Source organism: Micromonospora sp. CA-269861, assembly GCF_050948505.1.
Classification (GTDB): domain Bacteria; phylum Actinomycetota; class Actinomycetes; order Mycobacteriales; family Micromonosporaceae; genus Micromonospora.
Genome location: NZ_CP192014.1, coordinates 5,663,424 through 5,685,715, shown reverse-complemented (window position 1 = coordinate 5,685,715; position 22,292 = coordinate 5,663,424). Strand labels below are relative to the sequence as shown.

Genomic DNA, 22,292 nt, shown 5'->3' with positions numbered 1-22,292 from the left:
CGGCCGGTCGCCGCCGGCCGGCTGCGTCTACCCCCGTGGCAGCCGCTGAATCCCCCACGTCGGCGGCGTGCCGGCTGGCCCCTCCCAGGGGCGGCGAAACCTGGTTTGCTGCAGGTGGGACGACCACGGGGAGGGCTGATGCGCGACAACGGATCGCCGCACTGGCGACAGCGGCGAGCGGCCGGGGCACTGCGCGCAGGCCGCGACGGGCCCCCACTGATCGGGCCGCCCCGACGGCCCACCCGTCCGCACCGGTTCTTCACCGTGCACCTGGGCTTCACCGCGCCCGGCCCGGCCGAGGCGCGCGAGCTGGCCGTGGCGTACGCGGAGGCGCTGAGCCTGCTCCGCTCGGAGGTGGCAATCGGGGCGGCGGCCCTGTCACCGGCGGACGCCTGGCAGCGCGCCGAGCGGCTGTTCTGCGGTGCGGTCGGCCCGGACGGGGAGCGCTGCGTCGACGTGGCCGACCATCCGGGCTTTCACCACGCCCCGGGCCCCGGTGGCCTCGGCTGGGGCGACGGCGATGGTTGACCTCCGGCCCCGGGTGGTCGACCCGGCAGTGCGTCGGCCGGCCTGCCGGCGTGGCCGTGCCGGTGTCCCGACCACGGGCACCGGCACGGCGATCCGACTCCGACGAGTCGGCGGGCACGATCAGTCCAGGTCGAATTCGCCGTCCTGCGCGCCGGCCACGAAGGCGTCCCACTCGGCCTGGGTGAAGACCAGCACCGGCCCGTTCGGCTCGGCCGAGTTGCGCATCCCGATCAGGTCGTCGACGAAGGCGACCTCGACGGCGCTGTCGGAGGTGTCCCCCTCGGCCCGCTGCCAGACCGCCCGAGAGAGGTCGAAGTCGCCCTTGGGGTGCTGCGCCATGGTTCTTTCCTCCAGTGCCGAGGGTCGTGTGGTGACCGGGTGCCGATCCCCATCGGGCAGGATAAGCGGATGCCGAGCCTGACCCGTGTAGAGGCGACCGCGCGTGGCGCGGCGATTACTGTCGAGTCCTATCAGGTGGACCTCGACCTGACCGGAGACGGCGACGTCTTTCACTCCCTTGTCGAGATCCGCTTCCGGGCCACCGCCGGCGCCTCGACCTTCGCCGAGGTCAAGCCCGCCAAACTGCTTGGCGTACGCCTCAACGGCCGTGACCTCGACCCCGACCTGCTCGCCGACAACCGGTTGTCGCTCGACGACCTCGCCGCGGACAACACGCTGATCGTCGAGGCCGAGATGGCGTACTCCAAGACGGGGGAGGGGATGCACCGCTTCGTCGACCCGGCCGACGGCGAGACCTACCTCTACGCCCAGTCCTTCCTCGACAACGCGCCGCGCATCTTCGCCGCCTTCGACCAGCCCGACCTGAAGGCCCCGTTCACCCTGTCGGTCACCGCGCCGCCGCAGTGGATTGTCGCCGGCAACGCCGAGGTGGCCGCCAACCCGGCCCCCGGGCGCTGGGAGTTCGCCCCGAGCGAGCCCCTGGCGACCTACTTCTTCTCGTTGATCGCCGGGCCGTACCACGTCCGGCGGGCCGAGCACGACGGCATTCCGCTGGGCATCTACTGCCGCCGGTCGCTCGCCGAGCACCTCGACGCCGACGCCGACGAGATCTTCACAGTCACCCGGCAGTGCCTGGACCGGTTCCACCAGCTCTTCACCGAACGCTACCCGTTCGGCAAGTACGACCAGGCGTTCGTGCCCGAGTTCAACGCCGGCGCGATGGAGAACCCGGGCCTGGTCACCTTCCGCGACGACTACGTGTTCCGTTCGGTGGTCACCGACACCCAGCGCGAGCAGCGGGCCGGCACCATCGCCCACGAGATGGCCCACATGTGGTTCGGCGACCTGGTCACCATGCGCTGGTGGGACGACCTGTGGTTGAACGAGTCCTTTGCGGAGTACCTGGGCACCCGGGTCACCGCCGAGGCGACCCGGTTCGGTCAGGCCTGGACCACCTTCGCCATGCGTCGCAAGGCCTGGGGCTACGCCGCGGACCAGCGGCCCTCCACCCACCCGATCGCCCCGCAGGAGGTCGCCGACGCCGAGGAGGGCCTGCTCAACTTCGACGGCATCTCGTACGCCAAGGGGGCCAGCGTGCTGCGGCAGCTGGTCGCGTGGCTCGGCGACGAGGCATTCCTCGCCGGCCTGAACGCGCACTTCGCCGCACATCGCTTCGGCAACGCCGCCCTCGCCGACCTGCTGGCCAGCCTCTCTGCCAGCAGCGGGCGGGACCTGTCCGACTGGGCCGAGCTGTGGTTGCGCCGACCGCAGGTCAACACTCTGCGCGCCGAGGTCGCCGTGGACGCTGAGGGCCGCTACACCGAGGTGGCGGTGGTGCAGACCGCGCCCGAGTCGTACCCGGTGCTGCGCCCACACCGGATCGGTGTGGGCCGCTACTCGACGGACGGCACCGCGCGGCGCGACGAGGTCGACATCGACCCGAGCGCCGACGGAGGCCGGACCGTGCTCGGTGCGCTGACCGGCGAGCCGGCGGCCCGGCTGCTGCTGCTCAACGACGGTGACCTCACCTTCGCGAAGGTGCGCCTCGATCCGGCGTCGGCGGACGCCGTCCCGCTGGTGCTGCCCGGTCTGACCGATCCTCTGGCGAGGGCGGTGCTCTGGCGGGAGGCACTGGACGCGACGACCGACGGTGAGCGGCCGGTCAGCGGTCTGGTCGACCTGATGGTCGCCGCGCTGCCCGCCGAGACCGAGGTGATCATCGCGGAGGACGTGCTGACGCTCAGCCGGTCCCTTGTCGACCGTTACCTCGACCCGCTGACCCGTTCCGCGGCGCTGGCCAGGGTCGCGGGGGCGTGCCGGCGGCTGCTCGACGGCGCGCCGGCCGGGGAGTCGTTGCAACTCGCCGCTGCTCGGGGTTGGGTCGCCGCGACCACCGATGCGGATCTGCTCGTCGGTTGGCTCGCCGGCCGGGACGTGCCGGCCGGTCTGAAGGTCGACGCGGAGCTGCGCTGGTCGGTGCTGCGCCGACTGGTGGTCCTGGGGGCGGCCGGCGAGGCGGAGATCGCCATCGAGGCCGCTGCCGACAACAGCTCCGCGGGCGCGGAGCGGGCCGCCTACTGCCGGGCGGCCCTGCCCGACGCGGCAGCGAAGCAGGCGGCCTGGGAGGTCATCGTGCGGGACACCGAGCTGTCCAATCGGCTGCTGGAGGCGATCGCCGAGGGGTTCTGGCAACCCGAACAGGCCGAACTGACCGCCGTGTACGTCGACAGGTACTTCGCGGAGATGCCGGCCGCCGCGCAACGGCGTACCCCCTGGACGGCCGACCGGGTGGCGGCCCTGGCGTTCCCCCGCTACGCCGTGGCGCAACCGACCCGGGAGGCGGCCGCGGCGCTGCTGGCCCGCGACGACCTGACGCCCGGCCTGCGCCGGGTGGTGACCGACGCCGACGATGACCTGCGCCGCGCGCTGGTCGCCCGGACGGCGGTGGCCGCCGCCTCCGCCTGAACGCTGACCGCCGCGGGGTGGCGCGCCGGCCACCCCGCGGCCCGCAGCTCAGCGCAGGGCGGGCTCCGCCGTGACCGGCGCGTCCCAGTCGATGACGTAGCGCTGCTCGTCGGCGACGGTCTTCTCCGGGTCCAGCACCGTGCGCACCATCAGCGGCATGAGCAACGGCATCAGCGTCCGCGCGACCGCGCCGGGGGCCTTCGCATGGTTGATCCGGGCCGCGCGGGCGGCGACCTTCTCCACCCGGGTACGACGCAGCCGCACGTACGCGGCGAACGCCGCCTGGACGTCCGGCAGGTCGCGCAGGCATCGGGCGAGCTGCACCGCGCTCTCGATGGCCAGGGACGCGCCCTGCCCCGAACTGTTCGACGGCGCGTGCGCCGCGTCGCCGACAAGCACCATCCGGCCCCGATGCCAGTGCGGCACGGGCGGCATGATCTGCAACGACCCGACCACCTGGAGGTCGTCGGCGGTGCTTGTCGCCATCAGCTCCCGGCCCGGGTCGTCGTCGCCGTAGCTGGCGCGCAGCGTGTCCAGCCACTGCTCCGCCGGCACCGCCCGGGCCTCGACGAGGCTCATCGGCCGCTGCTGGGGCAGGTTGGCCCCCCACCGGGTGCCGCCGCCGGGCTCGGGCCAGTACAGGTAGTAGCCGCGCCGCCCGAACGCGAACGTCATCGTGCCCGGCTCGGCGTCCACCTCGTGTCGGGCGACCGCCTCGAAGCCGAGCAGCCCGGTGAACCGGGGGCCGGGCGCGGCCGGGTCGATGAGACCCCGGACCGTGGAGCGGATCCCGTCCGCGCCGACGAGGATGTCGGCGGTCGCGGTGCTGCCGTCAGCGAAACGCGCGGTCACCCCGTCGCCGGTCTGCTCGGCGTCGACCAGCCGCTTGCCGTACGCGAACGGCACACCCTCAGCGACTGCCTGGTCGTGCAGCACCTGGTACAGCTCGGCGCGATGCACCACGTGCAGCGGCGGCACCCCGGTCAGGGTGGGCATGTCGATGCGGCGGCGTCCGACGGCCAGGGCGCTGCGTTCGATAGGTGTGGCGATCGCCGTCACCGCCTCGTGCGCGCCGACGGTACGTAGAGCCGCCACGCCGTTGGGCGCGAGGGCGAGGGTGCCGCCGATGCCGTTGGCAGTGGTCGGGTACGCCTCGTAGACGGTTGCGGTGATGCCGGCGCGGCGCAGCGCGAGCGCCGTCACCGGCCCGGCGATGCCGCCGCCGATGACGATCGCGGTTCGTACCGTGGTCATGCTCTCTCCCTGGGTGTGGTCGGCGGTGCGCGGGCACACGGACCTGGTGTGGTCGGTGCGCGGGCGCGCGGACCTGGGAGGGAGCCCGGTTATCCTCGTGGTTGCCGCTTCGGGCCGGGTGCCTTCCCAGGCGTCGGTTCGGGGTCAGGGCCCCGGTGAGGTGTTGGCGCACCTCGCCGGGGCCGTTCTTCAGCCGGTGGGTTCGGTGCTCCGGCTGCTGGTTCTCTCGGCCAGCTCGGTCAGCTCGGCCGGCATCTCACCGGTCTCGTGGAAGGCCCGCCAGGTGTCCAGCCCGGGGTAGCTCCCCGAGGTCAGCTCCGCGAGCAGTGCCCGCAGCCAGGTGGCCTCCGCGCCCCGGATGGCGAGGTCGTACTCCGACTCCACCAGGAACAGCCGCGGAATTTCCCGCAGGTGCGCGTCGAGCGCTTCGCGGTCCTGGCGGATCGCGTCCTCCAGCAGGTCGAGCCGTTGCCGCAGCAGGCCGGTGGCCTCGTCGGGATGCAGCGCGGCGAGCACGGACAGGCCGGCCCGGAAACGGGGGTGCTCCGGCATCGGGGTGGAGACCAGCTCACGGGCCCAGTCGACAAGCTCGGCCCGCCCCGCGTCGGTGATCCGGTAGACGGTCCGTTCCGGGCGTCGGCCCTCGCGGACGCTCTCCACCGCCTCGATCAGGTGGTGTTTGTCCAGGTTGCCAATCACCGTGTAGAACGACCCCCACTTGAACTCCATGTCCTGGTCCTTGCCCCAGGCACGCAGTGCGGTGGCGATCTCGTACGGGTGCATCGGCCGCTGGACCAGGGCGGACAACACAGCCAGCGCCAGCAGGTTGCCGACCTTGCGCCGCTTCGGCACGATGAACCTCCTCGCTCGTCGACGGTTACTCGTCAACGAATATACGCCGACGGCTAGGGCTGGCGCGACCCCCTGCCGAGTGGATCATCGCGTTGCGCCGGGGGTGATCGCCAGCGCTGAGCCGGGCCGGGATGGTCGGCCACGACGCTCGGCCTACGATCACTGGGTGGAGGAAGATATCCGGCGGATCGGGATCATGGGTGGCACCTTCGATCCGATTCACCACGGGCACCTCGTCGCGGCCAGCGAGGTGGCGGACCGGTTCGGCCTGGACGAGGTGGTCTTCGTCCCCACCGGGCAGCCGTGGCAGAAGGCCGACGAGCCGGTCAGCCCGGCCGAGGACCGGTACCTGATGACCGTGATCGCCACCGCCTCCAACCCTCGCTTCCAGGTCAGCCGAGTCGACATCGACCGCAGTGGGCCGACCTACACGGTCGACACGCTGCGTGACCTTCAGGCCGAGTACGGCCCGAAGGTGCAGCTGTTCTTCATCACCGGCGCGGACGCCCTGCAGCGCATCCTGTCCTGGAAGGATCTGGACGAGATCTTCGAGCTGGCGCACTTCATCGGCGTGACCCGGCCCGGTTTCCCGCTGACCGACGAGCACCTCCCGGCGGATACCGTCAGCCTGATCCAGGTCCCCGCGATGTCCATCTCGTCGACCGACTGTCGCGCGCGGGTCGCCAGGGGTGAGCCGGTCTGGTATCTGGTGCCCGACGGTGTGGTGCAGTACATCGCCAAGCGGAGCCTCTATCAGCGCTGAACGCACCCGTTATGCCCAGGTTCGTCCCGCTAACCGACCAGAACTGGACGATCGGGGTGCCGCCGGGTATGAGACGCTTGGAGGATCGCACGCTTGATCGAAGGAGAACGGTGACAGTTTCCGAACGCGCTCACGAGCTGGCTATCGCGGCCGCCCAGGCCGCCGCCGACAAGAAGGCGCAGGACATCGCGATCATCGACGTCGGCGACCAGCTCGCCATCACCGACGCGTTCGTGCTCGCCGCTGCCCCCAACGAGCGTCAGGTGCTGGCCATCGTCGACGCCATCGAGGAGAGCCTGCTGGAGCTACCGGACAAGGCGAAGCCGGTGCGGCGCGAGGGCGAGCGGGGTGGCCGCTGGGTGCTGCTCGACTACGTCGACATCGTGGTGCACGTCCAGCACACCGAGGAGCGCGAGTTCTACGGGCTCGACCGCCTCTGGAAGGACTGCCCCACCATCCCGTTCGTCGATCGCGACCTCGTCGAGGCCGACGCCAGCGGGTCCACCGCCGCCGAATGACCCGACTGATCGTCTGGCGGCACGGCAACACCGACTGGAACGCCGCCAACCGTGTCCAGGGGCAGCTCGACGTACCCCTCAACGCGCTCGGTCGCGACCAGGCCCGCGCCGCCGCTCCGCTGCTCGCGGCGCTGCGGCCCGACGCGATCGTGGCCAGCGACCTGAGCCGCGCCGCGGAGACCGCCGCCGCGCTCGCCGCGCTGACCGGGCTGCCGATCCGCACCGACCCGAGGCTGCGCGAGCGGCACTTCGGCAGGTGGCAGGGTCTGCACCTGACCGAGGTCGCCGAGCAGTTCGGTGAGGAGTACGCGCGGTGGCGGGCCGGCGACCCCGACCCGGGCGCCGATCTGGAGCCCCTGCACGACCTCGGCGAGCGGGTCGGCGCCGCGCTCCAGGACGCAGCCGACGCGGCCCCGGGCGGCACCGTGGTGATCGCGACTCACGGTGGCGGCTCCCGGCAGGGCATCGGTCACCTGCTCGGGTGGGACACTGCCGTGCTGCGCACCGTCGGATCGCTGGCCAACTGCCACTGGACCGAGCTACGCCACGACGACGTGCGCGGGTGGCAGTTGCGGGCGCACAACGTCGGCCTGATCACCGCCCCGGTGTCTGTCGACGCGGTCTGAGCACTCGCGCCTCGGCGTTCGCGCCCTCGATCGGCTAGCGTGCCGGGCATGCCCGTCGCGGTTGTCATCGACTCCACCGCCTACCTCCCGCCCGAGCTGGTGCAGGCGCACCGGCTGACCGTCGTGCCGTTGACAGTCGTGCTCAACGGCGCGGAGGGGCTGGAGGGGGTGGAGACCCAGCCGGCCGACGCGACCCTGGCACTGAGCGCCCGACGGGTCACCGCGACCACCTCCCGCCCCGCACCCGAGCAGTTCGCCCGGACGTACCGTCGGCTGCTCGACGCCGGCGCCGACGGGATCGTCTCGGTGCACCTCTCCGCCGCGCTGTCCGGAACGGTGGAGGCCGCCCGGCTCGCCGCCGCGGACCTGGACGGCCGGGTGGAGGTCGTGGACAGCCGCTCGGCAGGCATGGGGCTGGGCTTTCCCGCCATCGCCGCCGCCATCGCCGCCGAGGCCGGCGCCGACCTTGCCGGTGTACGAGACACGGCGCTCGACGCCATCGCCCGCACCACCGTCTGGTTCTACGTCGACACGCTGGAGTTCCTCCGCCGGGGCGGCCGGATCAACGCGGCCGAGGCGCTGGTCGGCACCGCCCTGTCCGTCAAGCCGATCATGCACATGCCGGACGGGTCGATCGTGCTGCGCGAGAAGGTCCGCACCGCCAGCCGGGGAGTGGCCAGACTCGTGGACCTGGCCGTCGAGGCGGCCGGCGACGACGATGTGGATCTCGGGGTGCACCACCTGGCCGCGCCGCAACGGGCCGAGGCGTTGCGCGCCGCGCTGACCGAGCGGTTCGGCGACCGGCTGCACGACACGTACGTCTCCGAGGCGGGTGCCGTCGTCGCCGCGCACGCCGGGCCGGGCCTGGCCTGCGTGGTCGTCCACCGCCGACCGGAGCGCTGAGCGGTGCCCACGTCGTGCGTGGTGACCGGAGGTGGTCGTGGTGTCGGGCGGGCCGTGGTGGAACGGCTGGTGGCGACCGGTGCCACAGTCGTCGTCCTGGAACGCGACGCCGACGCGGTCGACTGGTTGGCCGACCATCCGGCCGCCGAACGGCTCGTCGCGGTGGTCGGCGACGCCGCCGACGAGCAGGTGGCCGAGCGCGCCGCTGAGCTGGCGGACCGCGTGGCGCCGCTGACCGGCTGGGTGAACAACGCGGCGGTGTTCCGCGACGCCACACTGCACTCCGCGTCGGCCGACACGGTGCTGGACCTGATCGGGTTGAACCTGCGCCCGGCCGTGGTGGGCGCCGCGGTCGCCGTCCGCCGCTTCCTGGCCCGCGCCACCGGCGGCGCGATCGTCAACGTCTCGTCGCACCAGGCCCGTCGACCGGTGTCCGGTGCCCTGCCGTACGCGACAGCGAAGGCCGCCGTGGAGGGGCTGACCCGGGCGTTGGCCGTCGAGTACGGGCGGCACGGCATCCGCGCCAACGCGGTGGCGCTCGGCTCGATCGCCACCGAGAGGCACGCCGAGTTCCTGGCCACGCAGGAGCCCACCCAGGCCCAGTGGATCGACGCCGAGCTGACCCGGTTACACCCGGTGGGCCGCATCGGGCGGGCCGACGAGGTTGCCGAGGCCGTCGCGTACCTGCTGTCGCCCGCGGCGAGCTTCGTCAACGGGGTGACGCTGCCGGTGGACGGGGGACGGGCCGTCCTCGGCCTCGACCCAGAGGCCCGCTGACCGGTTTTCGTGGCGCAGGGCTTCTAGCTGTCGGCGACGAAGACGCCCTGCCCCTGCTGACCGTAGATCAGATTGCGCTCGTGCAGCTCCTTGACGGCTCGATAGGCCGTGGAGCGTGCCACGTTGTAGAGCTCGCCGATCTCGGACACCGAAGGCAGTTGTTGGCCCGCCGAGTATTCGCCCGAGCGAATCTTCTGCTCGATGTCGTCAGCTACGCGGCGGTAGTGCGGTGGTCTCGTCGGCATGATCGATTCTCCTGGACTTCAGCGGAGATCATGTTTCCAGCCCGGATGTGATCGAGACAAGGCGACAAAGCAGCAAAGTGGAGATAGTGAGAACTTGACTACGGTGAGACAGTGAATACAGTGAGACAGTGGTCGGGTGCTCCTGGACTTCAGCACTCCCGAGGTATCCGGCCTGCCCACCCTGAGGGGCCGCACCGGATGGATCGGGCTCTCAGGGCGGGCTACTTCGGATCGCGCGGGAGGTGCCAACCATGCCAATCGACGAACCGGTGTCCACGGCGACCGAGCTGTTCATGGCTAAGCGCGTGGTGGACGTTCACTGGACCCGGGCGACTGACCGGCCGTGGCGGGCAGGCGGATGCCTGGAGTGCCGAGGACGCGACGAGTGCCGACAACTCGACTGGGCGTTGGCGCTGATGGCAGAGGTCGCTTCAGTCATGTTCCAGAAGCGGTGAATGACTTGCTCCGCGCCGCTGTGTTAGCCTCCGTGCGCGCCCCAGATGGGCCTACCCCCCGGAGGTTCTGGCTACTTCAGCCACTACGCCGAGATCGATGCGATGTACGCGTCTCTCGTGCGGGATCCGGGGCGTCGGTGCCCTCGGGGCTTTTGTCATCCGCGTGGTTGGGTCAACGCTGTGGGCCTCCGGTCGGGTCTTCGGATCGACCGGGAAGAAGACGGTACGCATGACAGTCACGTTCAACCACACCATCATCGCCAGCAAGGACAAGAGCGCCTCGGCAGCGTTCTACCGGGAGCTGTTCGAGCTGCCGGAGGCGCCGTCGTGGGGGCCGTTCGCCAACGTGCAGTTGGACGAGGGTGTGCTGCTCCAGTTCGCCGAGCCGCCGGTGGACATCCAGATGCAGCACTACGCGTTCCTCGTGGACGACGAGTTGTTCGGGCGTTGTCTGGCGTTCGTCGAGGGGCGGGGCATCACGTACTGGGCCGACCCGCAGCTGAAGCGGGAGGGGGAGACCAACACCGAGCACGGCGGGCAGGGCTTCTACTTCTTCGATCCGGCGGGACACGCCATCGAGATCATCACCCGGCCGTACCTGTAGCGGGCCCGTCGGCCGGTCGGGCGCGGTTGGCCCCACCGGCCGGCTGAGGCTCGTGGGTCGTGGGGTCCGCGCTCTCGCCGGGGCGCACGGGATTGGTCAGCCGGAACCCCGACGCCTCGAAGGTGGCCCCGTGCTCGCGATCGGACAGCACGAACGTCCCGCCCCGCTGCTCTGGGTGCCAACCACTCTTCAGGCCGCAGATGATGACCGCCCGCACGTCGGCGGGTGTGGGGTAGCCGTCGTCGACTATGTACGGACCGGGGGCCGACAACAGATCCGCTTCGAGTTTCTGGCCGTTCTTGCCGCCGGACTCCCAGGCGCGCACGTAGACGGCCCGCTGGTGGAAACCGTTGACCTGTACGCGGTGCAGCGCCGCGCGCCACGTATAGGTGTGCCCGTCGACGTGTATCTGCCGTAGTCGAGCCCGCATCTGAGCCACCTCCGATCCTTCAAGATCGATGAGGGCGTACTCTACGCCGCGCTCCCCGATGGATCGGCAGGAATTTGGCCTCCGGGCCTACTCTGCTGCCCATGAGGCCTCGTGGTCGCCGTCGGTTCTTCGACCGACTGGGCGCGTGGTATTTGCTGGTGTTCACAGTTACCGGCGCGATCGGTGCCCTGGCGGGGACAACCTGGATCCGAGCCGACAAGGTGGTCGTGCCGGGCACCGTGGTGTGGTGCGCCGCCCTGCTGGTGGCCGGGCTGGTGGTCACGCCCCCACCCCGGACGATCATGCTGTCGGCGGCCTGGCTGGTCAGTGCCTTCCTCATGTTCGTGGCTTCCGGCGGACTGTGGTCGACAGTGCTCACCCATCGCGGTGAACGGGTCGTGGCGACCGTGACCGGTGTGCGGGACGGCAGCGAGAAGGGCCGCCATCTCTACTACACCCTTGCCGACCAGTACGACCGGCGCATTCCCGGTGAGCTGGGGATGTGGCCGGGGAGCAGCATCGGCGCCTCGAACAACCCGGAAGGCACGGTGGGGCAACGCGTCGTCGTGGTGCGGGACCCCGAGGGCCTTGTCGACCCGCGCCCGCCCGAGGAGGTCGCCACCGGCCAGGGCAACCTGTTCCTCCTGCCGGTCGTCCTCGTCGTTCTGGCCGTGCTCTGCATGCTGGCCGGGCGGCCACGGCCCCTGCCCGACGACGACGCCCCCGAACCGTGGCGACCGCCCGATGGGACCGACGCCCCGCAACCGTGGCGACCGCCCGATGAGACTGAAGCCCCGCAGCCGTGGCGACCGCCCGATCCGCCCGACCCCCGGCCGACCTGGTGAACCCGCTGACCGGGCCCGTGACGCCGAGGATCGCGATCTGCGCCCCGTGACGGCGTACCCGGCAAGGGGTCAGGCGTGCGCGGACAGGTCGAGGAGGTCACGGGCGCCCTGCCGGAGCAGGGCGGCGGCGACGGAGGTCCCGAGGGTGATCGGATCCGCCGCCCATTCGTGTACGTCGAGCACTGTCTTACCGTCGAGGCTGATCACCCTCGCGCGTAGGCCGAGGCGTCCGTCGGGTTCGGTGCGGGCAAGCGCCGCGATGGGGGAGTGACAGTTGCCCTGCAGGATGTGCAGCATGGTCCGTTCCGCCACGGTCTCCCGCCAGGCCCGTGGGTCGCCGAGGCTGGCTGCCAGGTCACGGGTGCTGGTGTCGTCGTCCCGGCATTGCAGGACCAGGGTGCCGGAGCCGACGGCCGGGACCATCGTGTCGACGTCGATCGGGTGCGTGATCCGGGCAGCCTGCCCGATCCGCTCCAGCCCGGAGACCGCGAGCAGCAGCGCGTCGTACCTGTCGCCGGCGTCGAGTTTGGCGAGCCTGCTGTTCGCGTTGCCCCGGATGGCCACCGGCACCAGGCGCGGCCAGTGCAGCGCCAGCTGCGCGACCCGCCGAACGGCGGAGGTCCCGATGCGGGTGCCGGGGGGCAACTGGTCGATCCGCAGCCCGCCCGGGTGCACGAGGCAGTCCCGGACATCGTCCCGGGTCAGGTAGGCGGCCATCACCGTGCCGGCTGGTGCCGGCCGGTCCCCGGGGACGTCCTTGACGCAGTGCACCGCCAGGTCCACCTCGCCGGCGATCAGCGCGGCGTCGACCTCCTTGGTGAACGCCCCCTTGCCACCCAGGGCGGCCAGGTCACCGTGCCAGCGGTCCCCGCTTGTTGACATCGACATCACCTCCACGGTGACGTCCGGGTGCCGGTCGGCGAGCATCGCGCGGACCCGCTCGACCTGGGCGAGCGCCATCGGAGAGTTGCGGGTGCCGATGCGCAGCAGGCGTGAGTCGGACATACGGGTGAGGGTAGTCCGCTCGGCGGGGTCGTCGGCGGCCAGACCGGTCGCTCAGGCCAAGTGCCGAAAGTCGACTCCCGCATAGCACATCGAGGCATGATCAGGGCGTTGTCCACAGTGGCGTTGGTTGTCCACAGGGCGGCGTCGTCCCCCCTCCACCGTCCCGGCCGCCGCCATAGCGTCGCCCTGTGTCGCACGACGAGGAGACAGAGGTACGCCAGCGCCTGCGCCGGCTGACGGAGGCGGCTGTCGCACCGCTGTCCCGGCCGGAGGCGCCGCTCGCGGGCGTACCCCCGTCGGCCCTGGTCGGCGCGCCACCTGCGGACGTGCTGTCCCGGCCCGCCGCGCCGGTCGTGGAGTCGGCATCGGACGGCCTTACGGTCCCACCCGAGCCCCGGTTGCCCGGGCCGGGGGCGTTCGACCCCGGGCGGCGCGGTGTGCGGGCGTTGGCGGTGGTCGCCGTGGTGGTGGTCGTGGGTGCGGCAGGTTGGGCCTGGCAGGCCCGGCCGCGCTCGGAACCGGTCGCCCCGCTGGTCAGCGAGGCCGCGTCGGCCGCGCCTGCGGCCGACCCCAGCGTGTCCGGGACCGGCGATCTGGTGGTGGCCGTCGCGGGCAAGGTCCGAAAACCCGGTCTGGTACGCCTGCCGGCCGGGTCCCGTCTCGCCGACGCGGTGCAGGCGGCCGGCGGCGCGCTGCCCGGGGTCGACGTGGCGCTGCTCAACCCCGCCCGCAAAGTCACCGACGGCGAGCTGATCGTGGTCGGGGTGACGCCACCTGCCGGCGGTGCGGCCGGGCCCGCGGCGGGCGGCGCGGCACCCGCCCCCGGGCCGCTGAATCTCAACACCGCGACACTGGCGCAGCTCGACGCGCTGCCCGGGGTCGGGCCGGTGCTCGCCCAACGGATCCTCACCCACCGGGATCAGCACGGCGGGTTCAGGTCCGTTGGGGACCTACGCCAGGTCGACGGGATCGGCGATGCCCGTTACGAGCAGCTCAAGGATCTGGTGACGGTGTGAGCGGGCCTGCCGTAGCCGTTGACCCACCCCCGGTTGGTCGGGCCCGGTCCGAGCCGCAGGCTGGGCCGGCGCAGCCCACACCGCCGGGTGGTCCGGCTCCTTCCGAGCCGCCGGATCTGCGACTGGCTGGGCTCGCCGTGGCGGCCTGGCTCACCGCGCTCGCCGGCCTGCACCTCGGCAGCCGCACCGTCCTGCTGGTGGCGGGCACGGCTGCCGGTCTGACGGCGATGGGTGCTGTGCACCTGCTCGGCCGCCTCGGCCGTCCCCGCGCCGTGCTGCGGCGCTACGGGTGGGTGGCCGTGGCGGTCGGCCTCGGTGTGGTCTGCGGTGGCGCGGCCACCGCCGCCCGGCTCGCGGTTCGCGACGCACCGGCGATCCGTGCCCTGGCCGAGCAACGCGCTCCGGTCACCGCCGACCTGATCGTCCGGGACGACCCGCGTCCGATCCGGAGCGCCGGTCGGCCGGGCATGCTGCTGGTGTCGACCGAGTTGGTCCGGCTCACCGGGCCCGACGGCCGACGGATCCACGCGTCGGTGCGGCTGCTCGTCCTGGCGACCGACCCGGCGTGGCGGGGCCTGCTGCCCGGGCAGCGCCTCACCGCCGACGGCCGGCTCGGCGTTCCGCGCGGTGGCGACCTCACCGCTGCGGTGCTCAGCACCAACGCGCCTCCGGAGCGGCACGGCGCGCCGTCCTGGGCGCAGCGCGCCGCCGGGACGCTGCGGGCCGGCCTGCAACGCGCCTGCGCGCCGCTGCCCGACGACCCCGGTGGGTTGCTGCCCGGTCTGGTGGTGGGCGACACCAGCCGACTGCCGCCCGCCGTCGAGGAGGACTTCCAGGCCACCGGGATGACCCACCTCAACGCGGTCTCCGGCTCCAACGTCGCGATAGTGGTGGGTGCGGTGTTGCTGCTGGCCCGGTGGTCGCGCGCCGGTCCGTGGCTCGCCGCTGCGCTGTGTGCTGCGGCGCTTGTGGGGTTCGTCATCCTGGTCCGTCCGTCGCCGAGCGTCGTACGGGCCGCCACGATGGGAGCGATCGGGCTGGCCGCGCTAGCCGCCGGTCGTCCTCGGGCGGCGCTGCCCGCGTTGGCCGCCGCCGTGACAGTGCTGGTGCTCGTCGACCCGGAGTTGGCAGGCGATCCCGGGTTCGCCCTCTCCGTGCTGGCCACCGGTGGCCTGCTGCTGCTCGCGCCGCGCTGGCGGGACGGGTTGCGTCGGCGAGGCGTCCCGCCCGGGCTGGCCGAGGCGTTGGCCGTGCCGGCGGCCGCCCAGCTTGCGTGTGGGCCGGTCGTCGCCGGGATCTCCGGCACTGTGAGCCTGGTGGCGGTGCCGGCGAACCTGCTGGCGGTGCCGGCCATCGCGCCGGCGACCGTGCTGGGCGTGCTGGCGGCCATCGTCTCGCCGATCTGGCCGGCCGGTGCCGAGTTCGTGGCGTGGCTGGCGAGCTGGCCGGCCTGGTGGTTGGTGCTCATCGCCCGGCAGGGCGCTCGACTGCCGGGCGGCACCCTGCCGTGGCCCGGCGGAGTGCCAGGTGCCCTGCTGCTGACCGGGCTGACCGTTGCGCTGCTGATCGCGGTGCGCCGGCCCCTCGTACGCCGGCTGGTGGCGGTGGTCGGGGTCGCCGCGGTGCTGGGTGCCCTGCCGGTTCGGCTGTTGGCGGCGGGATGGCCACCCGCCGGTTGGGTGGTGGTGGCCTGTGCGGTGGGGCAGGGCGACGCCCTGGTGCTCCCGGTCGACAGCGGCCGGGCCGTGGTGGTGGACGCCGGGCCGGAACCGGGTGCGGTGGACGGTTGCCTGCGTCGGCTCGGCGTACGCGAGGTGCCCCTGCTGGTGATCAGCCACTTCCACGCGGACCACGTGGGCGGGGTGGCCGGGGTGTTCCGGGGGCGGCGGGTCGGTGCCGTGCTGACGCCGTCGTCGACCGACCCGGAGAGCGGCCGGGACCTGGTCCTCGCGGCGGCCATCGGCGGACGGGCCGCCCTGTTGACCACCGTGGCCGGCGCTCGCCATCCGGTGGGCGGGGTCGACCTGCTGGTGCTCGGCCCGCCGTACCCGCTGGCCGGGACCAGGTCCGACCCGAACAACAACTCGTTGGTGCTGCTCGCCACGGTGGCCGGGGTACGGATCGTGCTGGCCGGCGACGCGGAGACCGAGGAGCAGCACGCGATGGTGGCGCGGGCGGCGCCCGGCCAGTTGCGGGCTGACGTGTTGAAGGTCGCCCATCACGGTTCGGCGTACCAGGACCCGGGCTTCCTCGACGCGGTGCGGCCGGCAGTGGCGCTCGTGCCGGTGGGCACTGGCAACACCTACGGGCACCCGAGTCCGGGGTTGCTGGCCCACCTGAGCAGGGGCGGCGTGCGGGTGCTGCGCACCGACACGGACGGTGATGTGGCGGCGGTCCGAACGCGCGACGGTCTGGCGGTGGCCCGGCGAGGTGTGCCCGCAGGCCGACAGCCCTGACCCGCACAGTGGGCGGTCCGGTGCCGTGGTCGCCGTGATCCCGTGTGGATCAAGACCAGCAGGCGACTTGCGGATTAGATGGGGAATTGAGGTTGATGTCTGGATTTGCACTGTGTGCGGGCTGCGCCGATCAAGTAGCGAATGAGCAGGCACGATCCCGCCGCAGGCCGTGCGAATATGGGCGGCGTGACCCCCGCCAGCCTCGCCCCCATTCTGCTCGTCCTCGGTGACGAGGAACTGCTCGCCACGCGCGCGGTCACCGAAGCTGTCGCGAAGGTTCGCAGTGTGGACCCCGAGGTGGACGTCCGCGAGTACCAGGCCAGTGCGCTCACCGTCGGCGAGATCGCCGAGATGCTGAGCCCCTCGCTGTTCGGCGGGCGGCGGCTGCTGATCCTGCGCTCCGGCCAGGACGCCCGCAAGGACCTGGTCGCCGCGCTGCTGGCGTACGCGAAGAACCCCGACCCGGACGTCCAACTGTTGGTGCTGCACCTGGGCGGCGCCAAGGGCAAGGCGTTCGCCGACGGCCTGCGGGCGGCCGGCGCGACAGTGGTCCCGGCCGCCAAGCTCAAGGGGCACCGCGACCGGGTGGCCTTCGTCCGCGACGAGATCCGCCGGGCCGGCGGAAAGTGCACCGACGACGCCGCCGAGGCGCTCATCGCCGCGGTCGGCAACGACCTGCGCGAGCTGGCCGCCGCCTGCTCCCAGCTGATCGCCGACACCGATGGGCGGATCAGCGCCGAGACGGTCTCCCGTTACTACCGGGGCCGGGTCGAGGTGACCGGCTTCACGGTGGCGGACGCCACAATGGTCGGCGACGTGCCGGCGGCGCTCGAGGCCCTGCGCTGGGCCCTGCACGTCGGGGTCGACCCGGTGCCCATCGCCGACGCCCTGGCCGACGGGGTGCGCACGGTGGCCCGGGTGGCATCGGCCGGGCGGGGTAGCCCGTACCAGCTCGCCAGCAGCCTCGGAATGCCCGCCTGGAAGATCGAGCGGGCGCAGCGGCAGGGTCGGGGCTGGACGCCGGAGGGCCTGGTCCGGGCCATGCAGGTCGCCGCCGAGTGCAACGCGGCAGTCAAGGGCGGCTCCGACGACCGGGCGTACGCCCTGGAGCGTGCGGTCTTCTCCGTCGCGGCGGCCCGGCAGGGCAGCACCAGGTGACGGGGGCGAACCGCCCAGCGTGGGCCACCATCGCAGTGGACGAGGAGCGTTACCGGCCGCTCTACGCCCGGCTCCTCGGCCTGCGGTTCGTCAACCCCGGCGGTGTGCTGTGCTTCCTCTTCTTCGAGGGCGCCATCGCCCTGGCGGTGCTGCTCGCCCTCGCCGAGTTGGTGAGCTGGTGGGCGGTGCTGGTGCTGCCGGTCGTGGTGGCGGCCATGGTCAAGCTCAACGACATGGTGGCCGCGGTCGTGGTCCGCTCTGCCGCGCTCGTGCCCGAGCAGGAACGGGACAGGTTTCGCCGGCAGATGGAGCCGGTGGTCGGCCGAGCCCGGGTGGAGTGGGTCTCACACAGCGTTCCCGGCGTGGTGATCACCGCCGACCCGGTGCCACCACCCAGGCGTGCCAACCCGTCCGACTGAGCGCCGACCCCGTCGGGGCCACACACAGAACGGCCGGCCCGGAGAAACACGGCCGGCCTCTGGACACACGGAAGCCCCGGACCTGGGCCCGGGGCTTTCCGAATCAGTCTGACGGGTGAAGTCGTCAGGCGGAGAGCGACACCACGCGCTTTGCGATCGCGGACTTGCGGTTCGCGGCCTGGTTGGAGTGGATCACGCCCTTGCTGACGGCCTTGTCCAGCTTGCGAGAGGCGTCCAGCATGAGCGCGGTCGCCTTCTCGACGTCACCGGCCTCGGCAGCCTCGTGGAACTTCCGGACGGCGGTCTTCAGCGACGACTTGACCGACTTGTTGCGCAGCCGGGCCTTCTCGTTCTGCCGGTTGCGCTTGATCTGGGACTTGATGTTCGCCACGCGACAGCCTCGTCTTGATAGCTCGGGTTGGTCAGCTTATTGCGCGTGATGACGAACATGCGTCATCGCTGCGCGAAGAGCCAGGTTACCAGGTCGCCCGGGACGAGCCAAAACGGCTCGGCCTTCGCGCGGACGGACCCGGCCCGTCGGGGACCAGGTTACGCCCTCGGCCACGGCGGCGGCGTACCGCCAGCCCGACAGCGCGCCAGGCCGGCGTCCCCGCCAGGCCGGCACCCCGGCCCGGCCCGCGTCACCGCCAGCCTCGGCGGCGGGCCAGCCAGTCGAGCGACTGCTCGCCACTCCAACGCTGGTGGGCGGGCAGGTGTGGCGAGGCTGTCGGCGGTGCCGCCGCCGCGCCGGTGAGGTAGTAGCCGGCCAGCGCGGCAAGGGTCGCGTCCAGCGCGTCCGGGGGCGCGCCGGCGGTGGCCGGGTGCGCGGCGAAGAGCCGGTCCGCGTCCAGCCCGCTGGTGTACGCGGTGAGCAGCAGGCCGGCCAGGTCGAACCAGGCCGGCCCGGAGCAGACCCAGGTCCAGTCGCAGAACCAGGCTCGGCCGTCCGCGCCGATCAGCACGTTGTCGACCCGCAGATCGCTGTGGATCAGGCCGGTCGCCCCGTCGGCGTACCGGGGGAGGAGGGACTCCAACTCCACAAGCTCGGGAAGCCGACCCAGGAGCGGCGCGGGCAGTGGTGGCATCGGCTCGCGACCGGCGGCGACCTCCTCCCACCAGAGGATGTCCGACCGGGCCAGGTCGGCCAGACGCGGCAGGCCGAGCGCGGTCAGCTCGGCCGGCGGGTCGGCCAGGGCGGCGGCGACCTGCGCGTACCCCGCGAGGGTGGCGTCCAACTCGGCGGGCGCCCAGGGCAGGCGCGGGGTGTGCCCGTCGACGGCGTCCGTGCAGAGCACGAACCAGCCGGCCTCGTGCAGCGTCCACCGGTGGCGGGGCGCCGGCAGGTCGGCCGGCAGCCGGTCGAGGATCGCGGCCTCCCGGGCGTACCACTGGACCAGGTGCGGTTGCTCGGCGGCGGGTGCGGCCTTGACGAAGGCCCGACCGCCGTCGGCGGTGTCGAGCACGGCGGCGAACCCCCGGGTGAAGCCCGCGCCCGCGACCCGGGCGGTGACCACCGGCGCGCCGAGCCGTTCGGCGACCGCGGCCCGCAGCGCCGCCGGCAGCGTCGGCCACGACGGGCGCAGGGCGCTCGCGTGGTACGGCACCGGCGGCAGCGGGGGAGGGGACATCCCACCATGCTGCCCCGGGGTACGTGCGCGACGCACGGCGACACTGCCAGACTGCCAAGCCATGAGGACCGAGGACTTCTGGCAGCTGATCGACGAGGCTCGGGCCGGCGGCGGGGGTGAGCCCGGCCCGGTCGCCGCGCGGGCGGTCGCGCTGCTCGCCGCGCGCGACCCGGAGGACATCGTCGGGTACGCGCGACACCAGACGCGGGTGCTGGCCGCTTCGCACAAGGCGGATCTGTGGGGCGCGGCGTACCTGATCAACGGTGGTGCCTCGGCGGACGGCTTCGAACACTTCCGGGGCTGGCTGATGACCCAGGGGCGGGCCGTCTTCGCCCGCGCTGTCGCCGAACCGGACTCGCTGGCCGAACTGCCCCAGGTGCGGGCGGCCTCGCTCAGCGGTGAGGAGTTCTCCGCCGAGCCGATGCTCTCGGTGCCCTGGGACGCGTACCGCAAGGCCACCGCGACCGAACTGCCGGCGGACCGTGACCCGGTGCGGACGCCGGACCTCAACGACTTCTGGGACTTCGACGACGAGGACGAGGCGCGTCGGCGGCTGCCCCGGCTGGCCGCGCTCTTCGTCGAGCCGCCGATGGAGTGAGGGGTCCTCGGGCCGATCCATCGCCCGCGCAGCGGGCGCACCCCGGCGGCGTGGGAACATAGAGGGGGTCGGCGGCGCGCCGGCCTGTTCACGTCAGCCGACCAGAACGGACCGCTGTGCCACCGAAGCTCGATCCCGGCGCGAACGCCCCTGGTGCCACCGACCCCGGTCGCATCCGGAACTTCGGCATCATCGCCCACATCGACCACGGGAAGTCGACCCTGGCCGACCGGATGTTGCAGCTCACCGGCGTGGTCGACCCCCGGCAGATGCGCGCGCAGTACCTGGACCGGATGGACATCGAGCGCGAGCGCGGCATCACCATCAAGAGCCAGGCCGTCCGCATGCCGTGGACCATCCGCGAGGGTGAGCGGGCCGGTGAGCACGCGGTGCTCAACATGATCGACACCCCGGGGCACGTGGACTTCACCTACGAGGTGTCCCGGTCGCTGGCCGCCTGCGAGGGTGCCGTGCTGCTTGTCGACGCCGCGCAGGGCATCGAGGCGCAGACCCTGGCCAACCTCTACCTGGCTCTCGAGAACGACCTGCGCATCATCCCGGTGCTCAACAAGATCGACCTGCCGGCCGCGCAGCCGGAGAAGTACGCCGAGGAGCTGGCCCACCTCATCGGTGGCGACCCCGCCGACTGCATCCGGGTCTCCGGCAAGACCGGCGAGGGCGTCCCGTACCTGCTCGACGAGATCGTCCGGCAGTTCGTTCCACCGGTCGGTGACGCCGAGGCGCCCGCCCGGGCGATGATCTTCGATTCGGTGTACGACGTCTACCGCGGCGTCGTCACGTACGTCCGGGTCATCGACGGCCGGATCAGCGCCCGCGACCGGATCAAGATGATGTCCACCGGGGCGGTGCACGAGCTGCTGGAGATCGGCGTCATCTCACCCGAGATGGTCAAGGCCGAGGCGCTCGGCGTCGGCGAGGTCGGCTACCTGATCACCGGCGTGAAGGACGTCCGGCAGTCCCGGGTCGGTGACACGGTCACCATCAACAGCCGGCCGGCCACCGAGGCACTGGGTGGCTACAAAGACCCGAAGCCGATGGTCTACTCCGGCCTCTACCCGATCGACGGGTCCGACTACCCGAACCTGCGCGAGGCGTTGGACAAGCTCAAGCTCAACGACGCCGCCCTGGACTACGAGCCGGAGACCTCCGGCGCGCTCGGCTTCGGCTTCCGCTGCGGCTTCCTCGGCCTGCTTCACCTGGAGATCATCCGGGAGCGGCTGGAGCGCGAGTACAACCTCGACCTGATCTCCACCGCGCCCAACGTCGTCTACCGGGCGATCACCGACGACGGCGAGGAGATCGTCGTCACCAACCCGAGCGAGTACCCCACCGGCAAGATCGCCGAGGTGTACGAGCCGGTGGTCCGGGCCACCGTGTTGACGCCCAACGACTACGTGGGCGCGATCATGGAGCTCTGCCAGGGCCGGCGCGGCACCCTGCTCGGCATGGACTACCTCTCCGCCGACCGGGTGGAACTGCGCTACACGCTGCCCCTCGCGGAGATCATCTACGACTTCTTCGACCAGCTGAAGAGCCGTACCAAGGGCTACGCCTCACTCGACTACGAGCCCTCCGGTGAGCAGGCGTCCGACCTGGTGAAGGTGGACATCCTGCTGCACGGCGAGCCGGTGGACGCGTTCAGCGCCATCGTGCACAAGGACAAGGCGTACAACTACGGCGTCACCATCGCCGCCAAGCTGCGTACCCTGATCCCGCGCCAGCAGTTCGAGGTGCCGATCCAGGCGGCCATCGGCAGCCGGGTCATCGCCCGGGAAACCATCCGGGCGATCCGCAAGGACGTTCTCGCCAAGTGCTACGGCGGTGACATCAGCCGTAAGCGCAAGCTGCTGGAGAAGCAGAAGGAAGGCAAGAAGCGGATGAAGATGGTCGGCCGGGTCGAGGTGCCGCAGGAGGCCTTCATCGCCGCGCTCTCCTCCGACTCCGGTGACGGCAAGGCTGCCGGCAAGAAGTAGTTCACGACGCCGTACGCGCCCGGGTGCCACACGCACCCGGGCGCGTCGCGTTTCCGGGCGCCTCGCGTGCTGTGGTGCGGCGAGCGTGTCCGCCGGGCGCGGGAAAATTTTTCTGTCGCTGTTGTGGGGCCGGCAGGTCGACGAAGTGGCCTCCCACCTGTGTGGACGTGCTCACGCCTCAACCGACGCACCTGCAAAACATCGACGACCGGCGTTGTCGATTGCGGTGAGTCGGTTTGGGCTTTTGGTGGGTCGGGCACTTAGCCGCCACGACAGGAAGCACACACATCGTG

General features: G+C 72.0%; 24 protein-coding genes. 16 read left to right on the top strand and 8 right to left on the bottom strand.

All coding sequences use genetic code 11. The features are described from left to right. The first annotated feature begins 138 nt into the window (after window positions 1-138). On the top strand, window positions 139-528 hold the full coding sequence (locus ACQP0U_RS26000; protein ID WP_433311924.1) for a hypothetical protein: 390 nt from the start codon (window positions 139-141) through the stop codon (window positions 526-528). A gap of 120 nt (window positions 529-648) precedes the next feature. On the opposite strand, the gene ACQP0U_RS25995 is transcribed toward ACQP0U_RS26000, so the two are convergent. Next, window positions 649-867, bottom strand: a complete 219-nt coding sequence (locus ACQP0U_RS25995) for a DUF397 domain-containing protein (RefSeq protein WP_124817462.1) — start codon at window positions 865-867, stop codon at window positions 649-651. Between the two features lie 69 nt (window positions 868-936). Between ACQP0U_RS25995 and pepN the strand changes: the two genes are divergently transcribed. Next, window positions 937-3,453, top strand: a complete 2,517-nt coding sequence (pepN, locus tag ACQP0U_RS25990; RefSeq protein WP_433311921.1) for an aminopeptidase N — start codon at window positions 937-939, stop codon at window positions 3,451-3,453. A 48-nt stretch (window positions 3,454-3,501) separates the two neighbouring features. On the opposite strand, the gene ACQP0U_RS25985 is transcribed toward pepN, so the two are convergent. Both ACQP0U_RS25985 and ACQP0U_RS25980 read right to left on the bottom strand, forming a co-directional pair. Further along, on the bottom strand, window positions 3,502-4,707 hold the full coding sequence (locus ACQP0U_RS25985) for an FAD-dependent monooxygenase (protein WP_433311919.1): 1,206 nt from the start codon (window positions 4,705-4,707) through the stop codon (window positions 3,502-3,504). Window positions 4,708-4,896: 189 nt separating this feature from the next. Beyond that, window positions 4,897-5,559 (bottom strand): PadR family transcriptional regulator, encoded by a 663-nt coding sequence (locus ACQP0U_RS25980; RefSeq protein ID WP_433311916.1) that lies wholly within the window; start codon window positions 5,557-5,559, stop codon window positions 4,897-4,899. Between the two features lie 166 nt (window positions 5,560-5,725). Here ACQP0U_RS25980 and nadD point away from each other — a divergent pair, with 166 nt between their 5' ends. The 5 genes from nadD (at window position 5,726) to ACQP0U_RS25955 (ending at window position 9,146) form a co-directional block, all read left to right on the top strand. After that, the gene (gene nadD, locus ACQP0U_RS25975) at window positions 5,726-6,322 is read left to right on the top strand and encodes a nicotinate-nucleotide adenylyltransferase (protein ID WP_433311914.1); all 597 of its coding nucleotides are present in this window, start codon (window positions 5,726-5,728) and stop codon (window positions 6,320-6,322) included. Window positions 6,323-6,432: 110 nt separating this feature from the next. Further along, a complete protein-coding gene (rsfS, locus tag ACQP0U_RS25970; RefSeq protein ID WP_433311911.1) occupies window positions 6,433-6,840 on the top strand; it encodes a ribosome silencing factor in 408 nt (135 codons plus the stop codon). Then, window positions 6,837-7,466, top strand: a complete 630-nt coding sequence (locus ACQP0U_RS25965) for a histidine phosphatase family protein (protein ID WP_433311908.1) — start codon at window positions 6,837-6,839, stop codon at window positions 7,464-7,466. Before rsfS ends, ACQP0U_RS25965 begins: the two co-directional genes overlap by 4 nt. Window positions 7,467-7,514: 48 nt before the next feature. After that, window positions 7,515-8,369 carry a DegV family protein gene (locus ACQP0U_RS25960; protein ID WP_433311905.1) on the top strand — a complete coding sequence of 285 codons (855 nt, stop codon included), beginning with the start codon at window positions 7,515-7,517 and terminating at the stop codon, window positions 8,367-8,369. 3 nt (window positions 8,370-8,372) lie between these two features. Beyond that, entirely contained in the window at window positions 8,373-9,146 is a 774-nt protein-coding gene (locus tag ACQP0U_RS25955) for an SDR family NAD(P)-dependent oxidoreductase (RefSeq protein ID WP_433311902.1), read from the top strand. Window positions 9,147-9,169: 23 nt separating this feature from the next. Here ACQP0U_RS25955 and ACQP0U_RS25950 read toward each other — a convergent pair whose 3' ends face one another. Beyond that, window positions 9,170-9,391 (bottom strand): GntR family transcriptional regulator, encoded by a 222-nt coding sequence (locus tag ACQP0U_RS25950; RefSeq protein WP_433311899.1) that lies wholly within the window; start codon window positions 9,389-9,391, stop codon window positions 9,170-9,172. Window positions 9,392-9,642: 251 nt separating this feature from the next. Between ACQP0U_RS25950 and ACQP0U_RS25945 the strand changes: the two genes are divergently transcribed. After that, window positions 9,643-9,846: a hypothetical protein gene (locus ACQP0U_RS25945; RefSeq protein WP_433311896.1), complete on the top strand. Its 204-nt coding sequence runs from the start codon at window positions 9,643-9,645 to the stop codon at window positions 9,844-9,846. A gap of 229 nt (window positions 9,847-10,075) precedes the next feature. Next, a complete protein-coding gene (locus ACQP0U_RS25940; protein ID WP_433311893.1) occupies window positions 10,076-10,450 on the top strand; it encodes a VOC family protein in 375 nt (124 codons plus the stop codon). On the opposite strand, the gene ACQP0U_RS25935 is transcribed toward ACQP0U_RS25940, so the two are convergent. Then, window positions 10,431-10,880, bottom strand: coding sequence for an integrase (locus ACQP0U_RS25935; RefSeq protein WP_433311890.1), 450 nt, complete (start codon window positions 10,878-10,880; stop codon window positions 10,431-10,433). The genes ACQP0U_RS25940 and ACQP0U_RS25935 overlap by 20 nt on opposite strands. 101 nt (window positions 10,881-10,981) lie before the next feature. Between ACQP0U_RS25935 and ACQP0U_RS25930 the strand changes: the two genes are divergently transcribed. Further along, the gene (locus tag ACQP0U_RS25930) at window positions 10,982-11,725 is read left to right on the top strand and encodes a hypothetical protein (RefSeq protein WP_433311887.1); all 744 of its coding nucleotides are present in this window, start codon (window positions 10,982-10,984) and stop codon (window positions 11,723-11,725) included. Window positions 11,726-11,794: 69 nt separating this feature from the next. On the opposite strand, the gene hemC is transcribed toward ACQP0U_RS25930, so the two are convergent. After that, window positions 11,795-12,730 carry a hydroxymethylbilane synthase gene (gene hemC, locus ACQP0U_RS25925; protein ID WP_433311884.1) on the bottom strand — a complete coding sequence of 312 codons (936 nt, stop codon included), beginning with the start codon at window positions 12,728-12,730 and terminating at the stop codon, window positions 11,795-11,797. 188 nt (window positions 12,731-12,918) lie between these two features. Here hemC and ACQP0U_RS25920 point away from each other — a divergent pair, with 188 nt between their 5' ends. The 4 genes from ACQP0U_RS25920 to ACQP0U_RS25905 all read left to right on the top strand — a co-directional run bounded on the left by ACQP0U_RS25920 (window position 12,919) and on the right by ACQP0U_RS25905 (window position 17,779). Then, window positions 12,919-13,746, top strand: coding sequence for a helix-hairpin-helix domain-containing protein (locus ACQP0U_RS25920; protein ID WP_433311881.1), 828 nt, complete (start codon window positions 12,919-12,921; stop codon window positions 13,744-13,746). A 116-nt stretch (window positions 13,747-13,862) separates the two neighbouring features. Then, the gene (locus ACQP0U_RS25915; RefSeq protein WP_433321141.1) at window positions 13,863-16,202 is read left to right on the top strand and encodes a ComEC/Rec2 family competence protein; all 2,340 of its coding nucleotides are present in this window, start codon (window positions 13,863-13,865) and stop codon (window positions 16,200-16,202) included. 177 nt (window positions 16,203-16,379) lie between these two features. Beyond that, window positions 16,380-17,360: a DNA polymerase III subunit delta gene (gene holA, locus ACQP0U_RS25910; RefSeq protein ID WP_433311878.1), complete on the top strand. Its 981-nt coding sequence runs from the start codon at window positions 16,380-16,382 to the stop codon at window positions 17,358-17,360. Then, complete coding sequence (locus tag ACQP0U_RS25905) at window positions 17,357-17,779, top strand: hypothetical protein (protein WP_433311876.1); 423 nt, start codon at window positions 17,357-17,359, stop codon at window positions 17,777-17,779. The genes holA and ACQP0U_RS25905 overlap by 4 nt, the downstream gene beginning before the upstream one ends. Before the next feature lie 124 nt (window positions 17,780-17,903). Here the strand turns inward: ACQP0U_RS25905 and rpsT are convergent, their stop codons facing one another. Together rpsT and ACQP0U_RS25895 are read right to left on the bottom strand one after the other, a co-directional pair. Beyond that, window positions 17,904-18,170 carry a 30S ribosomal protein S20 gene (gene rpsT / locus ACQP0U_RS25900; RefSeq protein ID WP_030491765.1) on the bottom strand — a complete coding sequence of 89 codons (267 nt, stop codon included), beginning with the start codon at window positions 18,168-18,170 and terminating at the stop codon, window positions 17,904-17,906. A 250-nt stretch (window positions 18,171-18,420) separates the two neighbouring features. Next, entirely contained in the window at window positions 18,421-19,407 is a 987-nt protein-coding gene (locus ACQP0U_RS25895; protein ID WP_433311873.1) for a phosphotransferase family protein, read from the bottom strand. Between the two features lie 61 nt (window positions 19,408-19,468). Here ACQP0U_RS25895 and ACQP0U_RS25890 point away from each other — a divergent pair, with 61 nt between their 5' ends. Continuing rightward, window positions 19,469-20,005, top strand: coding sequence for a DUF4240 domain-containing protein (locus ACQP0U_RS25890; RefSeq protein ID WP_433311870.1), 537 nt, complete (start codon window positions 19,469-19,471; stop codon window positions 20,003-20,005). Window positions 20,006-20,121: 116 nt separating this feature from the next. Next, window positions 20,122-21,999 carry a translation elongation factor 4 gene (gene lepA / locus ACQP0U_RS25885; protein ID WP_433311867.1) on the top strand — a complete coding sequence of 626 codons (1,878 nt, stop codon included), beginning with the start codon at window positions 20,122-20,124 and terminating at the stop codon, window positions 21,997-21,999. Window positions 22,000-22,292: the final 293 nt, after the last annotated feature.